Below are 16,628 nucleotides of genomic sequence, written 5' to 3' on the forward strand. Positions count from 1 at the left end.
GAAAGTGCTGTAAGCCACGTTGCGCACGAGTGCTGCCAGAATTGCGCACCGTGCTCTCCATTCTTGCTGTCACTTTTCCTTTTTTCGCCTTGGTGCTCTGCGGCTTTGTCGCGGCGCGCCGGGGTGTGCTCCCCTTGGCAGCGATCTCGGGCCTCAACACCTTTGTGCTGTATTTTGCGCTGCCCTGCATGTTGTACCGCTTTGGTGCGCAAACGCCGATAGCGCAGCTGCTCGATCCAGTGGTGGCCGGTGTGTATCTGGCCTGTGGGTTGTTGATGGTGTTGGGAACCATAGTACTGACGCGTGGCCGTTGGGGTTGGAACGATGCAGCTTTTGGGGCGTTGGTGGCTGCATTTCCGAATTCAGGCTTTATGGGTGTGCCGCTGCTGGTGGCGCTGTTGGGGGCGGCCAGTGCAGGGCCTGTGATCCTGACCATGGCAATTGACATGGTGATCACCAGTTCCCTGTGTATTGCGCTGTCACGTCTGGGGCTGGGCGAGCGCGGTGTGGCCCAGGCGCTGCGCAATGCCCTGAAAGGCATGCTGACCAATCCCATGCCGTGGTCGATTGCCTTGGGGGCTGTGGCTTCGGCTGTGGCGTTCGAATTGCCAGGGCCCATCGATCAAACCGTGGCCATGCTGGCGGGAGCAGCCTCCCCGGTGGCCTTGTTCACCATCGGGGCAGTGCTGGCGCGCTCACAGATGAATCAGAGCGAGCATGTGGCACCACGCCACTATGTGCCGATTGCACTGGCCAAGCTGCTGCTGCATCCGGCACTGGTCTGGCTGGCATGCCACATGGCTGTGCGGCTGGGTTTTGCCATAGAGCCGCTCACCATGGCTGCCTTGGTACTGGTCGCAGCCCTGCCCAGTGCCAGCAATGTCTCGCTGCTGACCGAGCGTTTCGGCGCCCATGGAGGGCGTGTTGCACGCATTATTTTGGTAAGCACAGCGCTGGCTTTTGTGACGTTCTCGGTGGCGGTGCGTCTGGTCGCGCCTGAGGGCTGAGCGCTGGAAACGCTCAGGCGACCTGAAAAGCGCTTTTCACAACGAGAGCGGATCCACATCCACCAGCCAGCGCACGATGCCTTTATGCTGGGGTTGACCGCGGACCCAATGCAACCATGGCTGCCAGGCGTGCAAAAATCTTTGCAGTGCACGGCGGTCTTGCGCCTCAATCAGCATTTGCGCGCGCTCGACATTGGCTACGCGCTGCACGGCCATGGGAATGGGAGGGTAGATGAAAACGTCTGCCAGGTTCGGCAACTGGCACTGGTGGGCTGCGTCGGTAGCTGCGCGTAAAAAAGCCTGCGCGGCATCCTGTGTTTTGGCGTCAGCCCGCACCAGCGCCTGGAACGCAAAGGGTGGCATGCCAGCATCCTGACGTTCGCGCAACTGCTGAGCCGCAAAAGCAGGGTAGTCATGCTGGCGCAGCGCTGCAAACACGCTGTGCTGCGGATCAAAAGTCTGTATCCACATCTCCGCCGGGCTGCCCTGCTGGTTGATATAGGTGGCATCGCGGCCCGCGCGGCCCGCAGCTTGCATCAACAGGCAGAACAGGCGCTCAGGGGCCCGGAAGTCGCTGGAGAAAAGGGCGCCATCTGGCTGCACGGCCGCCACCAGGGTGATGCGGCGAAAGTCATGGCCTTTGGCCACCATCTGTGTGCCCACCAGTACATCAACCTCGCCGCTGTGTACCTTTGCCAGCTGTGCTTGCAGCGCACCTTTGAGCTTGGTAGTGTCCGCATCAATGCGTGCAACGCGGGCCGGATTGCCGTCCGGGCGCTGCACATTGCGCAACAGGCGATCCAGCTCTTCCTCAAGCTGCTCCGTGCCTTTGCCCAGAGGCAGGATGTCGGGATTGCCGCATTCGGGGCATGCATGGGGAACGCGCTGGCTGTAGCCGCAATGGTGGCAGCGCAGGCTGCGGTCGCTTTTGTGAAAAACCTGGTGCGCACTGCAGTGTGGGCAATCACTCTTCCAATTGCAGTCCGCGCAAAACAGCACAGGGGCAAACCCTCGACGGTTGAGCAAGATCAGACTCTGCTCACCGCGCTGAATGCGCTCGGTGATGGCCTTGAGCAGCGGCTGTGAAAACACGGTTTTCTTGGGTTGCTGCGTCATGTCTACCAGTCGCACGTGCGGAAGCTCTCCTGCGCCAATGCGGCTGGGCATGTGCAGCCGCAGATAGCGGCCTACGGAAGGATCACTGGCGTGCCAGCTTTCCAGCGATGGAGTGGCGCTGCCCAAAATCACTTTGGCCGAGCCACTGTGACCGCGCCACAGTGCCAGATCGCGTGCCGAATAGCGAGCACCTTCTTGCTGCTTGTAGCTGGGGTCGTGTTCTTCATCGACGACGATGACTTTCAGCCCCGGCAGGCTGGCAAATACCGCCATGCGCGTGCCCAGCACAATGCGCGCCTGCCCGGTGTGCGCGGCCAGCCAGCTTTTGAGGCGCTGCACATCGGTCATGCCACTGTGCATGCTGACCACGGCCTGTGTGCCGTACATGGGGGCAAAGCGCGCCTCGAAGCGCTCTTGCAACTGGGGGGTGAGATTGATTTCCGGCACCATCACCAAGGCCTGTGCGTGCGGGGACGCATCCAGCACCTGCTGCACCACGCGCATATAGACCTCGGTTTTACCGCTGCCGGTGCTGCCATAGAGCAGGAAAGGGCCAGGCTCCTGTTCGATTAGCCGGCAGACGTCTTGCTGTTCGTGGCTCAAGGTCACCAGTGTCTGAGGAGGCAGCACAGCGGGGGCGGCCTGCTCTGCTGCGGTCAAAGCAGCAGCAGCTTTCTTGCTCAACTTCCTGGGTTTGGGCGGCTGTAGACGCTTGGCCAGCTGTTCGGCGCTCATGTCACGCAGGGCAGGTGGCAGGCCTGCCATGGCGATTTCGCCCACGCTACGCTGATAGTAGCGTGCAGCAAAGGAAACCAGGCGCTGCCATTGCGGATCCAAAGGCGGCAGCCCCTCCATGACGGCCTCTACTGCACGCAGCTTGGCCCGCTCGGGCAGTGGCGCTTCTTCCTTAGGCGCATCCCATACGACCCCCAGCAAATGGCGGGTGCCCAGGGGGACACGCACCAAGGTTCCACTTGTGAGTGGCGTGGGTGAGACATAGCTCAGTGGGGTCCCAACACCGCTGTGAACCGGGGTGTGGACTGCCACATGAACGATGTGAGATGTTGTAGCCGACTCGGGCATGGGCGTCAGATATAGCGATAGCGCTATTTATTCAATTTTCTGTGGATAACTTTGTGGGGATTGTCTACCACAGCCAACGTGGCTCAAACAGCACATTCAAGCTTTTATTTTGATGTGACAGACTTGTCATGAAATTAATTGAATAAAAACAATGACTTGCTACATTCCCTCGTGTTTTTTTGCTATAGCCTTGTTTATTCTTGAATCAGCTCCCCGCAAGCTCCAAGTTGTGCATAAGTCCAAAAATCAAAGCGTGTCAAGTGGAGAAAATTAAAGAAATGATGGGTTTGGGTTACGCGATTTTGTAGTTTTTTGCGCGATTTTTATTGCTTTTTTGGGGCGAAAAAGAAACAGCCCGCAGTCCAGTGACTGCGGGTGGATGTGAGCGAGCACTCATTAATGTGTTGCGCCTTATACCCCCTGGCGTAGCTGGCGCGAGTAGCTATGCACTGCTTCAACCAGGGCCGCCACATGCTCAGGCGGTGTGAACTGGCTGATGCCATGACCGAGGTTGAAAATATGAGTAGGGCCGTTCGTGGTGGGGTCGGTATGGGGCCTGCCAAAGCTGTCCAGCACGGCGCGTGCCTGCATGGCGATCTGCTCTGGCGGAGCAAACAAAACATTCGGATCAATATTGCCTTGCAGGGCCTTGCCGGCGCCACCAACCTCGCCACCAACGATGGCACGGGCGTGCCCCAGGTTGGCGGTCCAGTCCAGGCCCAGCACTTCGCAGTCGATGTCCTTCATGTCTGGCAGCCAGATGCCACCGCCCTTGGTGAAGACGATCCGCGGAACATCAGTGCCATCCACGCCGGTGCGTTTGAGCTGAGCCAGTACGCGCTTGGTGTAGGCCAGGCTGAACTCCTGGAATGCGCCATCAGCGAGCACGCCGCCCCAGCTGTCAAAAATCATCACAGCCTGTGCGCCAGCATCAATCTGCGCATTGAGATAGGTGGCCACGCTGTCAGCGTTGACCGCCAGAATCTTGTGCATCAGATCAGGGCGGCTGTACATCAGGCTTTTAACCAGGCGGTAGTCGTCACTGCCCTTGCCCTCCACCATGTAGCAAGCCAGCGTCCAGGGGCTGCCGGAAAAGCCGATCAGCGGAACACGTCCGTTCAATGCCTTGCGAATACTGGTGACTGCGTCGAATACATAGCGCAGCTTGTCCATATCGGGGACGGCCAATTCCGCCACGGCAGCCTCGTCGCGCACGACCTTGGCAAAACGCGGACCTTCACCTTCTGCGAACGAAAGCCCCAGGCCCATGGCATCAGGCACGGTCAGGATGTCGCTGAACAAAATGGCTGCATCCAGGGGGAAGCGTTCCAGCGGCTGCAGCGTGACTTCCGTGGCGTAGTCCACATTGGTTGCCAGCCCCATAAAACTACCGGCCTTGGAGCGCGTGGCTTTGTATTCAGGCAGGTAGCGGCCAGCCTGTCGCATTAGCCACAGCGGTGTGTAGTCGGTGGCCTGACGGCGGCAGGCACGCAGGAAAGTGTCGTTCAAAAGGGGGGCAAAAGACATGGCGCTCACACTTAGAAAGGGCTTGCCCGGCAGCGAAAGGCTTGGGGACTGCAGCTCGGCTCTTGGGAACTGACCAGTTTAACGGATGGGGTTCAACTTGCCTTGGATCAAGGGCAAGGCGGAGGCTATAGCTGCCATTGTCCTGATACAGCGCAAGAGCATGTGTTTTGGCCGTGCAAGTCGCTTCATGCACAATCGCCGACTGTTCCCCTTAGCAGCAATCCACAATCTTGCCGTGAACTTGCCCGAAACCCTGCATATTCCAGCCTTCCAGAGTTTCACTTTGGCTATCTTGCTGTTTTTTGCAGGACAGAAGGTGGCTGAGCATTGGGCCGTAGTGCGCCGTTACAGCATTCCAGAGCCTGTGGTGGGCGGTTTCCTGTGTGCATGCGTTGTGGGGCTGGCCTATCTGGCGCTGGGTACCAAGATCTCGTTTGACCTTGAGGTGCGCGATACCTTGTTGCTGTACTTTTTTGCCGCCATCGGCTTGCGTGCCGATCTGATGACACTCAAAGAAGGCGGTAAGCCGCTGCTGGTGCTAGTGCTGCTGGCGACAGTATTCATCGTGCTGCAAAACATGTTGGGCATGGGGGTGGCGCAGATGTTTGGCCTGGATGCCCGTGCCGGGCTGATGACAGGCTCCATTTCTCTGACCGGAGGTGTGGGCACCACGCTGGCTTGGGGGCCGATTTTTGTCGAAAAGCTCGGTATCGCCAACGCGGTGGAACTGGGCATGGCCAGCAATATGGTGGGCATGATTGCCGCCTGCACCATTGGTGGGCCGATGGCAAGCTATTTGCTGCGCCGTCACGCCATTCACGGTAGCGGCGCACGTCCGCTGGATGTGGGCGTGCCCAACAAGCAACTGGTGGTTACGCTGGACTATTTTGGCGTGCTGCGTGCGTGGTTGTGGCTGAACATGGCGCTGATGATTGGTGGCGTGATCACACCTCTGTTCCATCAGGCAGGGCTGCAATTGCCCATGTTTGTGGGGTGTCTTATGGGAGGCATTATTTTGCGCAATACCCTGGGACAGTGGATGCTTTCTCGCAAGCGGCGCAAATTGGGCCATTTCCACTGGTCCAGCATGCGTCAGGGCTTGTCGATGATTTCGGATATCTGTCTGGGCATGTTCCTGACGATGGCCCTGATGGGGCTGCAGCTGTGGGCCTTGCAGGGCGTGATGGGTTATGTGCTGACAGTGCTGGTGCTGCAAATTGCCATGACAGCGTTGTTTGCGCTGTTTGTGGTTTTCCGCTGCATGGGCAGAGACTATGAGGCCGTCGTCATGACTGCGGGGTTTGGTGGCATTGCGCTGGGGTCAACTGCCACAGCCGTGGCCAATATGACTGCCGTGGCGCAAAGCCATGGCGCCGCACACCGTGCTTTCATCGTGTTGCCGCTGGTGTGCGGATTTTTTGTTGACATCGTGAATGCGCTCATCATTCAGGTGCTGATTTAAGGGTGTACTTCAAAGAGCGCGGCCAGCGTCACACGCCTGTCATTTGGGACTTGCACAATACCATTCGTGGGCTGATGAAGAAACGCGGGCAGAGGCTGGTTGAACCCCTCTGCAAGCTCCGCACCTTGGTCCACGCCAATACCAAGCCGCTGTGAACCAAGCATTCACAGCGGCTTTTTCTTGCCATGTGACAGTGCACTGCAATACAAAAAAGGGACTTCAATGCCTATCTGCATGGAAGCCCTTGGATCGAACGTGCAGCGTGTGTTGCTACAGCTGTTGTAGCGCATCCAGCACCTCGCGCTGGCTGAGCAGTTCGCTCAACACCACGGGTGCTTTGCCTGGTGCCAACAGGACATACACAGGGACACCGCTGCGACCGAGCTGGGCAAGCGCGGCGGTGATGGCTGGGTCGCGGCGTGTCCAGTCGGCACGCAGCAAGGCCACATTGCGCTGGGCAAAGGCGTCCAGCACTTCTTTATCTGCCAGGGTGGTGCGCTTGTTGTATTGGCAGGTTACGCACCACGCGGCGGTGTAGTCCACAAACACAGGGCGGCCCTGGGCCAGCAGCTCCGTTTGGGTGTTGGCAGACCATTGGTCCCAGCCTGGGACTGAGGCATTGGAAGCCTGGAGCGTCGGCTCTGTCACATTGCGCCCGGCGCTGAAAGTCAGCCAAGCCCCCAAGGCCAGTACCAGCAGGCTGAGCGCCACCCGGGTTTTGCCTTGGAGTGTCAGCGTCCAGGTCAGCGCTGCCAAACACAGCAGCAGTGCCAGCAAGGTGGCGGCGCCGTCAATGCCGGTTTGCTGTCCAATGACCCAGACCAGCCAGACCACTGTGGCGAACATGGGGAAAGCCATGGCGCGACGGAAGGTGTTCATCCAGGCGCCGGGGCGCGGCAGCCAGCGCAGCAGCGCGGGCACCCAGCTCACCAGCACATAGGGCAAGGCCATGCCAACGCCCAGTGCAGCAAACACGGCCAATGCTTCCGCAGCGGGCATACCGACGGCGAAGCCCAGCGAAGCGCCCATGAAGGGGGCCGTGCATGGCGAGGCGATGGCAACTGCCACCACCCCTGAGATAAAAGCATCGCCCAGGGGGTGGCGTGCATGCAGATTGGCGATGCGATCCGGCACCACATGGGCCAGCTCGAAAACGCCGGCCAAATTCAAGCCGATCAAGGTGAACAACGCGGCCAGGCTCGCCACAACCAGGGGTGACTGCAACTGGAAGCCCCAACCCAGTTGCTCGCCTGCGGCACGCAAGGTCAGCAGCAGCGCGCCCAAAGCCATAAAGCTCAAAATGACACCTGCTGCATAGGCCATGCCGTTGCGGCGCTGCGCAGCGGCGTCGGCACCGTGGCGTGCAAATCCCATGAGCTTGATGGCCAGCACCGGGAAGACACAGGGCATGAGGTTCAGCAACAAGCCTCCAATCAGGCCACCCAGCAACGCCATCAGCAGGCCTGCGCTGGTGGTATGGGGCTGCGCGGGTGGCAGGGTCGCTTGCTGGTTGGCTGCCAGTGCAGCGGCCAGTGCCGGAGAGATTTGCGCCACATCGGCAGCTTGCCAGGCACCCTGCACAGGGCCAATCATGCGCCATGCCTGTGCGGGAGGTGCATGGGCTACGTCGCCACCTGATGCGGGCAGGCCAACGACAAAGCTCAATTCAGAGGGTGTTTCGCCACGCATGCTGGATAGGGGCAGCTCAGCGGTCCAGATATCGGCTTCCCAAGCCTGGGTCCAATCCTTTCCAAGCACCGCTGCGTGATGGAAGGTGTCTGCCGCTTCGGGATAGAAGGCCAAGGTTTGACCTTGTGCCGTGGCAGGCAGGCCCTGTACGCGCAAGGCCACACGTTCACCGCCAGGCAGGGTAGTAAATTGCGCTTGGGCGCTGTTGAGCTGTTGCGGGGCTTGTGCGTGCGCACTGGCAAAGGCGCCAGCCCACAGCGTGTGTGCCATGTCGACAGGCAACTGCAGCTGGAACTGTCCCTCTTCGGGAATGCATTCCACGCGGCACACCAGCCAGGATGCATGCAAGCGGATGGTGGTCGTGCCGGCGCTGTTTGCTTGGAAAGCATCTGTCACCTGGACGGGAACTGGCAGCAGCACCGTACCTTCATAGCCGTAGTTGAGCATGTCGCCCACGCGGATTTGCTGCGGTGTGGGCCAGTCGATGTCAGTCGCCTGCATGCCCTGTGGCAACTTCCAGTCCAGCTGGGTGGGCAGGCCCGAATCGCCTGCGTTTTTCCAATAGGTGTGCCATTCTGGCTGGTGCTGGATGCGCAGCCCCAACTCCAACGGTTTGCCTGCCGCAATGCCATCAGGAGCCAAGGCCACCAGCTGGGCCTGCACGCGGGGAGTGACCACGGTGTCGGAGACCGCCGTGCTGGTGCTGCCCAGCTTGAGCTGAATTTGCGCATGGGCAGCCAATGGCAACCAAGCGCAAAACAATAGCATCAGACCCAGCCATTGGGGCAAGTGTTGCAGGAAAAAGCGGCGGAAGAAGAGATGGGCTGAAATCGGCATGACAGAGCTTGGAGGCAGAAACCGTATTGTGGTTCCTGCCGACGTTGATATGCAGGGATTTCAGGTGGAGTCTGCTGCCGTGGCCGGTGTTTGTGGCGATAAACGTTGACGCAACGCACAGACCGGCGCCGGAGGCTGGCCCATCACTTCTGCGGGAGTCGCCACGGTTTCTTCATTTTCGCCACTCTTGCCCAGCATTCTGGCCTCGCGCCAGCGGCCCCAACGGTAATAGCCAAGGCTCATCAACATGGCGCAAATCGAACTGGCCGGGAAACTCCACCAGATGGCATCCACACCAAGCCAGGGTTGCAGCCACTTGGCTACGGGTACGCGAACGCCCCACAGCGCAATCCCCAAAATGATCAGCGGGGGAATGACTGCGCCGGTAGAGCGCACCACGCCTGACAGGACAAAGGTCACGCCAAAGAACAGGAAAGAGGCCACGGCAATGTGGTTGAGATGGCGTGCCGCCTCCAGTGCGTCGCTGCCTGAGGGCAGGAACAGACCCAATACATAACGGTCCAGCAGCAAGATGATCGCAGTTAGCGCGCCAGTCATCAGCACATTGCACAGCACCCCGGCTCTGGCTGTGCCATCCACACGGCGCCACTGAGCAGCGCCTACGTTCTGTGCTGCCATCGTGGAACATGCGGCACCAATGGCCATGGCGGGCATTTGGACATAGGTCCACAGTTGCAGGGCCGCACTGTAGGCCGACGATGTCTCTACGCCATAGCTGTTCACCATGGTCATCACCATCAGCATGGCCAGAGAGATCATCACCATCTGTGCGCCCATCGGCAGGCCTTTGACTACCAAGGCACGAATGATGCGCGCCTGCGGAACAAAGAAGTGCAGTTCATGGCTCCCAATCCATAACGGATGCTTGCGCCCGTACAGCCACAGCAACATGGCGACAAAGCTGATGGCGTTGGACACCAGGGTAGCCATGGCCGCACCTGTGATGCCCATCTGCGGAAAAGGTCCCAGGCCAAAAATCAGCACCGGGTTGAGGATGACGTCCAGCACCACCACCAGCAACAAGAAAACGAAGGGAGTTCGCGTATCGCCTGCGCCACGCAAGATGGCAGAAACGAACGCAAACAGATACAGCAGCGGCATGGCCAGAAAAATGACGCGCAAATAGCTCTCGGCCAAGGGTAAAGCTGCATCGGGCGTTCCCATCCACTGCAGGATGTGGCGTGACAGCGGATAGCCTACCAAGGCGATAAGCGCGGACACTGCCCCAAAAAAAGTAGCGCTGGATCCAATCACTGTACGTGCTTGGAGCATGTTTTTGGCGCCCATGCTTTGGGCTACCAAAATGGTGGCTGCCATGCCCACGCCAAACACCAGACCGATCAGCAAAAACATGATGATATTGGCATTGGCGGTGGCAGTCAGGGCCGCTTCGCCCAGGTATTTGCCTACCCACACGGCGTTGACCGAGCCATTGAGTGACTGCAGCACATTGCCTGCCAGAATGGGCAAGGAAAACACCAGCAAAGTACGGGCGATCGGCCCTTGGGTCAGATCTCGGGTAGGGGATGACATGCAGGGATTGTGGTGAGGGTGGGATGAAAGTCTGCCGGACAGCGCCTAAGATTGCAGCATGTGCCAAAACCATTCTGCTACTTCCTCGAACGATCTTACCGGTCACCCCGCATTGCGCGTATGGCCAGCCCGGCGCTGGGCGCAGGTGAGCGCGCGTGATTTTGCGCTGGCGCAGCGCAGCGGTCTGGCGGCGCAGACGGTGGCGGTGCTGCCCGTGGGCGCCATTGAGCAGCATGGCCCCCATCTGCCACTGAGTGTGGACACGGCACTCACTGATGGCATTCTGGATGCTGCGCTGGCACAGATTGCGGTCGATGTGCCAGTGCTGGCTCTGCCCACACAGGCCATTGGCCTCAGCCTGGAGCACCAGGACTATGCGGGCACATTGGGCTTGTCGCCCAGCACCTTGCTGGCGCTATGGACAGAGCTGGGTGCCTGTGTGGCCAGAGCAGGGGTGAAAAAACTGCTGATCTTCAATGCGCATGGCGGCAATGTCAGCAGCATGGACATCGTGGCGCGTCAGTTACGTGTGCAGTGTGGTTTGCTGGTCTACCACTGCAGCTGGTTCAACCTGCCGCAGCCCGCAGGTGTGAACGAGGCGTTCAGCGCGCATGAACATCGGTTTGGCGTGCATGGAGGGGAAACCGAAACCTCCATGATGCTTCACTTGGCCCCTGAATGGGTGCGCATGGAGCATGCGCAAAACTTTGCCAGCACCTCTCAGGAGCGTGCGCAGCGTTATCCTATTTTGGGCAATGGAAAGAGCGCCAAACTGGGCTGGGCCATGCAGGACTACAACCCTGTTGGCGCGGCGGGCAATGCCGCAGCGGCGGATGCACAGCGTGGCAAGGCGCTGGTGGATGGTGCCGCCGCCAGTCTGGCGCGCTTGTGTGAAGAAATCCACGCCTTGCGAGTCGATACTGTGGGTGCTGCGCCTCAACCTCTGGGCGGGGCGTAATCTGGAAAGCTGGGGAGCAAACGAATGGCCCCCAACTGCCAGTGGTGCAGAATTTCACGCAAGATCAGCAACGCAGCGGCCCAGGGCGCCGATTGCGGGAGGTCTCCCAATGGGATTTGTGGATATACGGCCTGACGTGCAAGTTGGTCGAACAATGACTCAACGGCTTCCCGGCTAAGCACGGGCAGGCGGCCTGTTTCGTTCAAGATGGACTGCAAATCCGGAACGCCCAAGGCTTGCTGACCCACTGCCAGCAAGTACGGATCACGTGTGACGAATATATTGCTGGCTGGAATGAGGCGCGCAACAGGCATGACTGCATCTTCCACGAGCATGATGCCTTGCTCCAGTTGCGCTTCATTAGGCATATGGCGTTTAAAGGTACGCGTGGCGAGCAAATCCACACCCAGTTGCATGTGATGAAACACGGGCTGCGGATGCCCGCTTTCACCTTCGCTGATCAGCAGGCGGCTGCGCTGCTTGCCCAAATCCAGCATGGCAATCGCTTGGTGGGCCTGGACGGCTTCGCCCAGCCAGGTGCGCAGAGACAACATGTCTGCCACAGACAGTTGGGGCTCCAGGCCATCATCAGTACATGGAGAAAACATAAACGCTCCCAAAGGCTGAAATGTTTTTAGCCTGAGCGTGTTGTACACCCTGGAAAGAGAGTGCGCTGCCACGTGTCAGAAAGCAGCGCGTTTGCCTGCGTTATGCAAACGTCACCCAGTTCTGGCTGGGATGCTCATCCAGATGGCTGAGTGTGTTGAACGTTTGCAGCATGAGGCGCTTGGGACTCATGCTCAGCTCGGTGACGGCCGTGTTGCGGATGCGCATGTTCAAGGCAATCGATACCTCGGGCGCAGTGCCAAGAACCAATCCCGCAGCCGTAGAGATCGGACCGCCGCTGCTGACGACCAACACTTGTCCCGCTGAGTGCTGGTGACGGATTTGTTCCAGGGCATGACGCACGCCGTCAGAAAACGCTTCCCAGGTGGGCATGCCCTCCGGGCTGATCACACCCGACATCCATTGCGCAATGGCATCGCACAAAAGACGGAAATGCGCGCGGTAGGTCTCCGGGGTATCCACAGGTCCCAGGGGCTCTGAGCGCACACAGCGTATCAGGGCATGGCTGTCATATTCATTCAGCGATGGGAGTGCCTGGGCCGGTGGCAAACCAGGCAGCGTTGCGCAAATTTCGTCGAGCGTTTGCAGGTGACGCTTGAGCGTGCCGGTATAGACCGCATCGAAACTTTGACCACGTGCATGCCAGTAGCGGCCAAGCTGCTGCGCTTGCTGGGCGCCAATGGCGCTGAGCTGGTCATAGTTGTCGGCCCCGAACGATGCCTGACCGTGGCGTACAAGGTAGATGGTTCCCATGCGCGTATTTTTGGGCGTCTGCATGCAGTCACTTGTCTTCTGCGCGACCCGATTCGTATGGCGCTTAAGAAAATACTGTTAATAGAAATCGTTATCATTATCGGTTTTGTTGCGTTACTGCATGTTCTCTCAAAACTTAATCTGGTATGTCGTCTAAAAGTGCAAGGTCTCGCTGCGCTGCTGTGGCTGTAATGATGTTGGTGTGCGCTCAGGGCCAAGCGCAAGAGCAGGAGCGTGAAACGCAGCTGCCTGAAACCAGCGTGCGTGCTGAAAAAATTCAGAACAATCTGGGGCAAACCACTTACGACAGAAGCACCATTTCTGCCACTCCAGGTGGCAATGGAGATATTGGCAGCTTGCTGATTCGCAATGGAAGTGTGCAGTTTGACGATGCGCAACTGAGTGCGGATACCGTCGGCAATATTGCGCCAGCCAACATCAGCATCCATGGGGCCAAGTTCTACGACAACCTGTTTTTGCTGGATGGAGCGTCCATGACCTCCAGCATCTCGGGCGGCGTAAAGGGCCCGGGCACAGTGACGGACACGCCTGAGGTCGATCAGTCCCAGGGTTTGGCGGTGGATACCAGCATGCTGTGCAAGCTGACAGTGCTGGACTCCAACGTGAGCGCTGAATACGGGCGCTTTGTGGGTGGCGTGGTCGAGGCGGAAGTTTGTGCGCCGCGCAAGAAGTTTGGCGGGGGAATTTCGCTGGAGCACAGTTCTTCCAAGTGGCTGGAGAAGAATGGCGACAACGTTGAGTCTGCCGATGTGAGCAAGCAGAATGCGTTCGAGAAGTGGACGCTGCGCTCCAACTTTGAAGCACAGGTCAGCGACCGCGTGGGCTTGGTGGGTTCTTTTTCCCGCAAACAGTCCACCATTCCCTTGCGCGCTTATGCCAAGGGTTTTAGCAGTCCAGCCGACTCTTTCGAAAAAGATGTGCACCATCAAATCGACAACTACTACCTCAAGGGCTTTTTTGATCTCGGTGGTGGCGCAAAGGCGGATGCGTCGATTGCCTACATGCCCAATACGTCCGACATGTTTGTGGCAGACCAGAAAGACAGTGGCTACCAAAATCGAAGCGGCGGTTTGAGCACGTCTTTGGGTCTGTCGCACGAGGTGGGAGAGTCTGTGCTCAAGCACAGGCTGAGCTACCGTAGCCTGGAGTCCTCCAAGACCTCAGACTTTGCCGACAAAAAATTCTGGTTCAAAAGCGCAGACAAGAATTGGGGGCGAAACAGTGCGACGGAGGGCGGTACCGGCGACGTGGAGCAAAAGGAAAACGTGCTGGGCTACAAGCTGGATGTGGACCTGATGGAACGCCAGATTGCGGGCGCCACCCACAGGCTGAAAGTGGGTGCGGAATACGAGCACAACCAATTCAGCTATGAGCGGCTGACCCAGCATTACAACTACCAGACCTCCAACAACAAAAACACCATTCCGGGAGTGCCACTCAACGCCAGTACCAACACGTGCAATCTGGTGGGTGGTGGTGTGGATACAGCGCAGTGTTCGCTGGACGGAGCAAGCGGGCAGTTTTTGAATTTGCGCAACAAATATCGCGCCGGCAGTTTTGATTACCAGGTGGACTACTTCGCTCTTTATGTGCAGGACGAAATCAACTGGAAGCGTTGGAACGTCAATCTGGGCTTGCGCGCAGAGCGCTTCTCGGATGCGGAGGAGGTGACTTTGGCGCCGCGTTTCAATATGGGCTACCGCTTGGAGCAAGGCGGTCTGCTCAGCCTGGGACTGAACCGTTACTACGGCCAGACGCTCAAGATGTACCGCATCTATGACAAGAAAACAGCGCTCAACTCCGGCTACGAATACCGCACGCTGAGCAATGGTGAAATCACGCCGTGGTCCACGGTGGAGGACAGGGCCATCCCAACTCAATTTGGAAAATTGCGCACCCCGTATGCGGATGAGTTGTCACTGGGCTATGCGCAAGCGTTTGGCAATACCTTGTGGAAGTTCAAGTACGTGCACCGAGCGGGTGAAGATGAGGTGGGGCGCTCGGGTGGTGGTCTGAACTGGGGCAACGTTGGCAGCAGCCGTGCCAACACGTATGCCATCGAATTCGAAACAGTGGAGCCCGTCAAGTTCAAGTCTTCTGCGACCCACTTTGCGGCAGTGTTTGATTACTCCACACGCAAATCCAATATTGCAGACTGGAATGAAAGCAACTTCATGGGTGCGAGCGATACAGCGCTGATGGTCTGGTACCAGGACAAGCTGGTCATGAAGTCTGACCTGCCTGCCGACAACTACCGCCGTCCATGGACATTGCGCTTGATGTCCAGTACCACGTTCCAGGGCAGCGGTGTGCGCCTGGACGGTATCGTGCGTATTCGCAAGTCCTACGAGAAACAAATGGAGACGGGCACAGGTGATGGGGGCTACAAGAAGTGGGCCAATGTCTACATGCCCAAGACCATCAACTTTGATGTGCGAGTTTCCAAGGTATGGCCGCTGTCGCATGGCAGCAGTCTCAGCGCCGAGTTGACTCTGGAGAATGTTTTCAACCGCAGCAACGCGAACAGCTATGACGATGGCTACCTGTTTGAAAAAGGGCGCCAGGCCACCTTGCGCGTAGGTTACGAGTTTTAAGTTGAATCAGTGCGCCGGCTTTGATCTGGTGCACCTTGCAGCATGCTGCGCAGTTATGACAATGGCTGCGCTTCTTACGTTCAAAGCATCACCATGAGATTGAGTTCCGCCAAGCATTCCCCGCGCCTATGGCACTTTTTGGGCTGCGCCGCATTGTTATCGGTGGCTGCAGTTGCCAGTGCGCAGACTGTGCGTGTGCAAGCCAATGCCACAACCAAGCTGGCCAAAGAATCCAGGCCCAATACGGCAATTGCGCGGTTGCTGGACTCTGTCGACAACCAGGCGTTTGAGTGCGGTCAGCCCCAGGGCTGGAGCGCAAGCTGTTTGCGTGAAAAATACCAGGGAGATCCCGCGCAATGGCCGCATCCTGCAGTGGATGCAGACAAGGCCTGGCGGGAGATGGCTCCTGTCCCAGCAATGCTGCCTCCAGAAAATAGTCAGCAGGAAGCGCAGCGTGCACTGGGCGCAGCATTGTTTTTTGACCCCGGACTTTCGCGCAAAGGCGAAGTTGCCTGTGCCTCCTGCCACCAGGCTGACAAATCGTTTGGTGACGGACTGGCTTTGAGTGTGGGCGAGGACAAACTCATGGGTCGCCGCCGTGCGCAAACACTGTTTGCCGCACCGTTTGCCGATAGGTTGTTCTGGGATGGGCGTGCAGCTTCGCTGGAAGAACAGTCCAAGGGCTCGATTCAGAACCCATTCGAGATGAACAACACGCTGGAAGCGGCGCTGGCGCACGTCAATGCGCAGCCGCAGTACCAGACGCTCATGCAGACAGCCTATGGGGTGAGCGCGATCACGGTGGATGACATGGTGGGAGCCTTGTCCAGCTTTGTGCGCACGGTGCGTCCTCCCAAGTCAGTGGCCGATCAGGTGATTGCCGGTGATCCCCAGGTGCTCACCGACCAGCAATTGCTGGGGCTGCACCTGTTTCGCACCAAGGCGCGTTGCATGAACTGCCACAGCGGGCCTTTGCTGACAGACAACGAGTTCCACGATATTGGCCTGTCGTTCTACAGCCGCCGCAACCAGGACTTGGGGCGTTTTGAAGCCACGCGCAACAAGGAAGACCTGGGCAAGTTCCGCACCCCAAGCCTGCGCGGTGTGATCCATGCGGGGCCCTGGATGCATAACGGCCTGTTCCCCGACATGCATGGCCTCATGCGGCTGTACAACGTGGGTATGGGAGTCGTGGCGGGCGACCCGAAGAAAGACCCCTTTATTCCGCCCAAATCGCCGCATATGAAGGCTATCAATCTGAATGCCGAAGAGATTGATGCCTTGGTGGAGTGGCTGCGTCTGCTGTAGCCGCAGCCTTTCGGGGGAGTGCAACGGACGCCAGTTTTGTTGCAAGACCGGCTTTTTTCTTTGTGCAAGGGAAAGAGCAAGTACAAGTGCAA

General features: G+C 58.6%; 11 protein-coding genes. 5 read left to right on the forward strand and 6 right to left on the reverse strand.

Annotation, left to right across the window (positions count from 1 at the left end):
* Positions 1-50 precede the first annotated feature (50 nt).
* Entirely contained in the window at positions 51-1,007 is a 957-nt protein-coding gene (locus QEP11_RS05125; protein ID WP_284335564.1) for an AEC family transporter, read from the forward strand.
* A gap of 36 nt (positions 1,008-1,043) precedes the next feature.
* Here the strand turns inward: QEP11_RS05125 and priA are convergent, their stop codons facing one another.
* Positions 1,044-3,206: a replication restart helicase PriA gene (gene priA / locus QEP11_RS05130; protein WP_284335565.1), complete on the reverse strand. Its 2,163-nt coding sequence runs from the start codon at positions 3,204-3,206 to the stop codon at positions 1,044-1,046.
* Positions 3,207-3,617: 411 nt separating this feature from the next.
* Positions 3,618-4,733, reverse strand: a complete 1,116-nt coding sequence (gene hemE / locus QEP11_RS05135; protein ID WP_284335566.1) for a uroporphyrinogen decarboxylase — start codon at positions 4,731-4,733, stop codon at positions 3,618-3,620.
* A gap of 235 nt (positions 4,734-4,968) precedes the next feature.
* Between hemE and gltS the strand changes: the two genes are divergently transcribed.
* Complete coding sequence (gene gltS / locus QEP11_RS05140) at positions 4,969-6,195, forward strand: sodium/glutamate symporter (RefSeq protein ID WP_284335567.1); 1,227 nt, start codon at positions 4,969-4,971, stop codon at positions 6,193-6,195.
* A gap of 270 nt (positions 6,196-6,465) precedes the next feature.
* Here the strand turns inward: gltS and QEP11_RS05145 are convergent, their stop codons facing one another.
* Both QEP11_RS05145 and QEP11_RS05150 read right to left on the reverse strand, forming a co-directional pair.
* Entirely contained in the window at positions 6,466-8,721 is a 2,256-nt protein-coding gene (locus QEP11_RS05145; protein ID WP_413788679.1) for a protein-disulfide reductase DsbD family protein, read from the reverse strand.
* Positions 8,722-8,781: 60 nt separating this feature from the next.
* The gene (locus tag QEP11_RS05150) at positions 8,782-10,275 is read right to left on the reverse strand and encodes an MATE family efflux transporter (protein ID WP_284335568.1); all 1,494 of its coding nucleotides are present in this window, start codon (positions 10,273-10,275) and stop codon (positions 8,782-8,784) included.
* 58 nt (positions 10,276-10,333) lie between these two features.
* Between QEP11_RS05150 and QEP11_RS05155 the strand changes: the two genes are divergently transcribed.
* Positions 10,334-11,233, forward strand: coding sequence for a creatininase family protein (locus QEP11_RS05155; protein ID WP_284335569.1), 900 nt, complete (start codon positions 10,334-10,336; stop codon positions 11,231-11,233).
* Here the strand turns inward: QEP11_RS05155 and QEP11_RS05160 are convergent.
* Positions 11,212-11,841: a hypothetical protein gene (locus QEP11_RS05160; protein ID WP_284335570.1), complete on the reverse strand. Its 630-nt coding sequence runs from the start codon at positions 11,839-11,841 to the stop codon at positions 11,212-11,214. The genes QEP11_RS05155 and QEP11_RS05160 overlap by 22 nt on opposite strands.
* Before the next feature lie 100 nt (positions 11,842-11,941).
* A complete protein-coding gene (locus tag QEP11_RS05165) occupies positions 11,942-12,613 on the reverse strand; it encodes a histidine phosphatase family protein (protein WP_284335629.1) in 672 nt (223 codons plus the stop codon).
* Between the two features lie 146 nt (positions 12,614-12,759).
* On the opposite strand from QEP11_RS05165, the gene QEP11_RS05170 reads away from it, so the two are divergent.
* Positions 12,760-15,228: a TonB-dependent receptor plug domain-containing protein gene (locus QEP11_RS05170; RefSeq protein WP_284335571.1), complete on the forward strand. Its 2,469-nt coding sequence runs from the start codon at positions 12,760-12,762 to the stop codon at positions 15,226-15,228.
* 93 nt (positions 15,229-15,321) lie between these two features.
* Positions 15,322-16,536 carry a cytochrome-c peroxidase gene (locus QEP11_RS05175; protein ID WP_284335572.1) on the forward strand — a complete coding sequence of 405 codons (1,215 nt, stop codon included), beginning with the start codon at positions 15,322-15,324 and terminating at the stop codon, positions 16,534-16,536.
* The last annotated feature ends 92 nt before the right edge of the window (positions 16,537-16,628 follow it).

It is taken from the genome of Comamonas halotolerans, assembly GCF_030162935.1.
GTDB classification, from domain to species: domain Bacteria; phylum Pseudomonadota; class Gammaproteobacteria; order Burkholderiales; family Burkholderiaceae_C; genus Comamonas; species Comamonas halotolerans.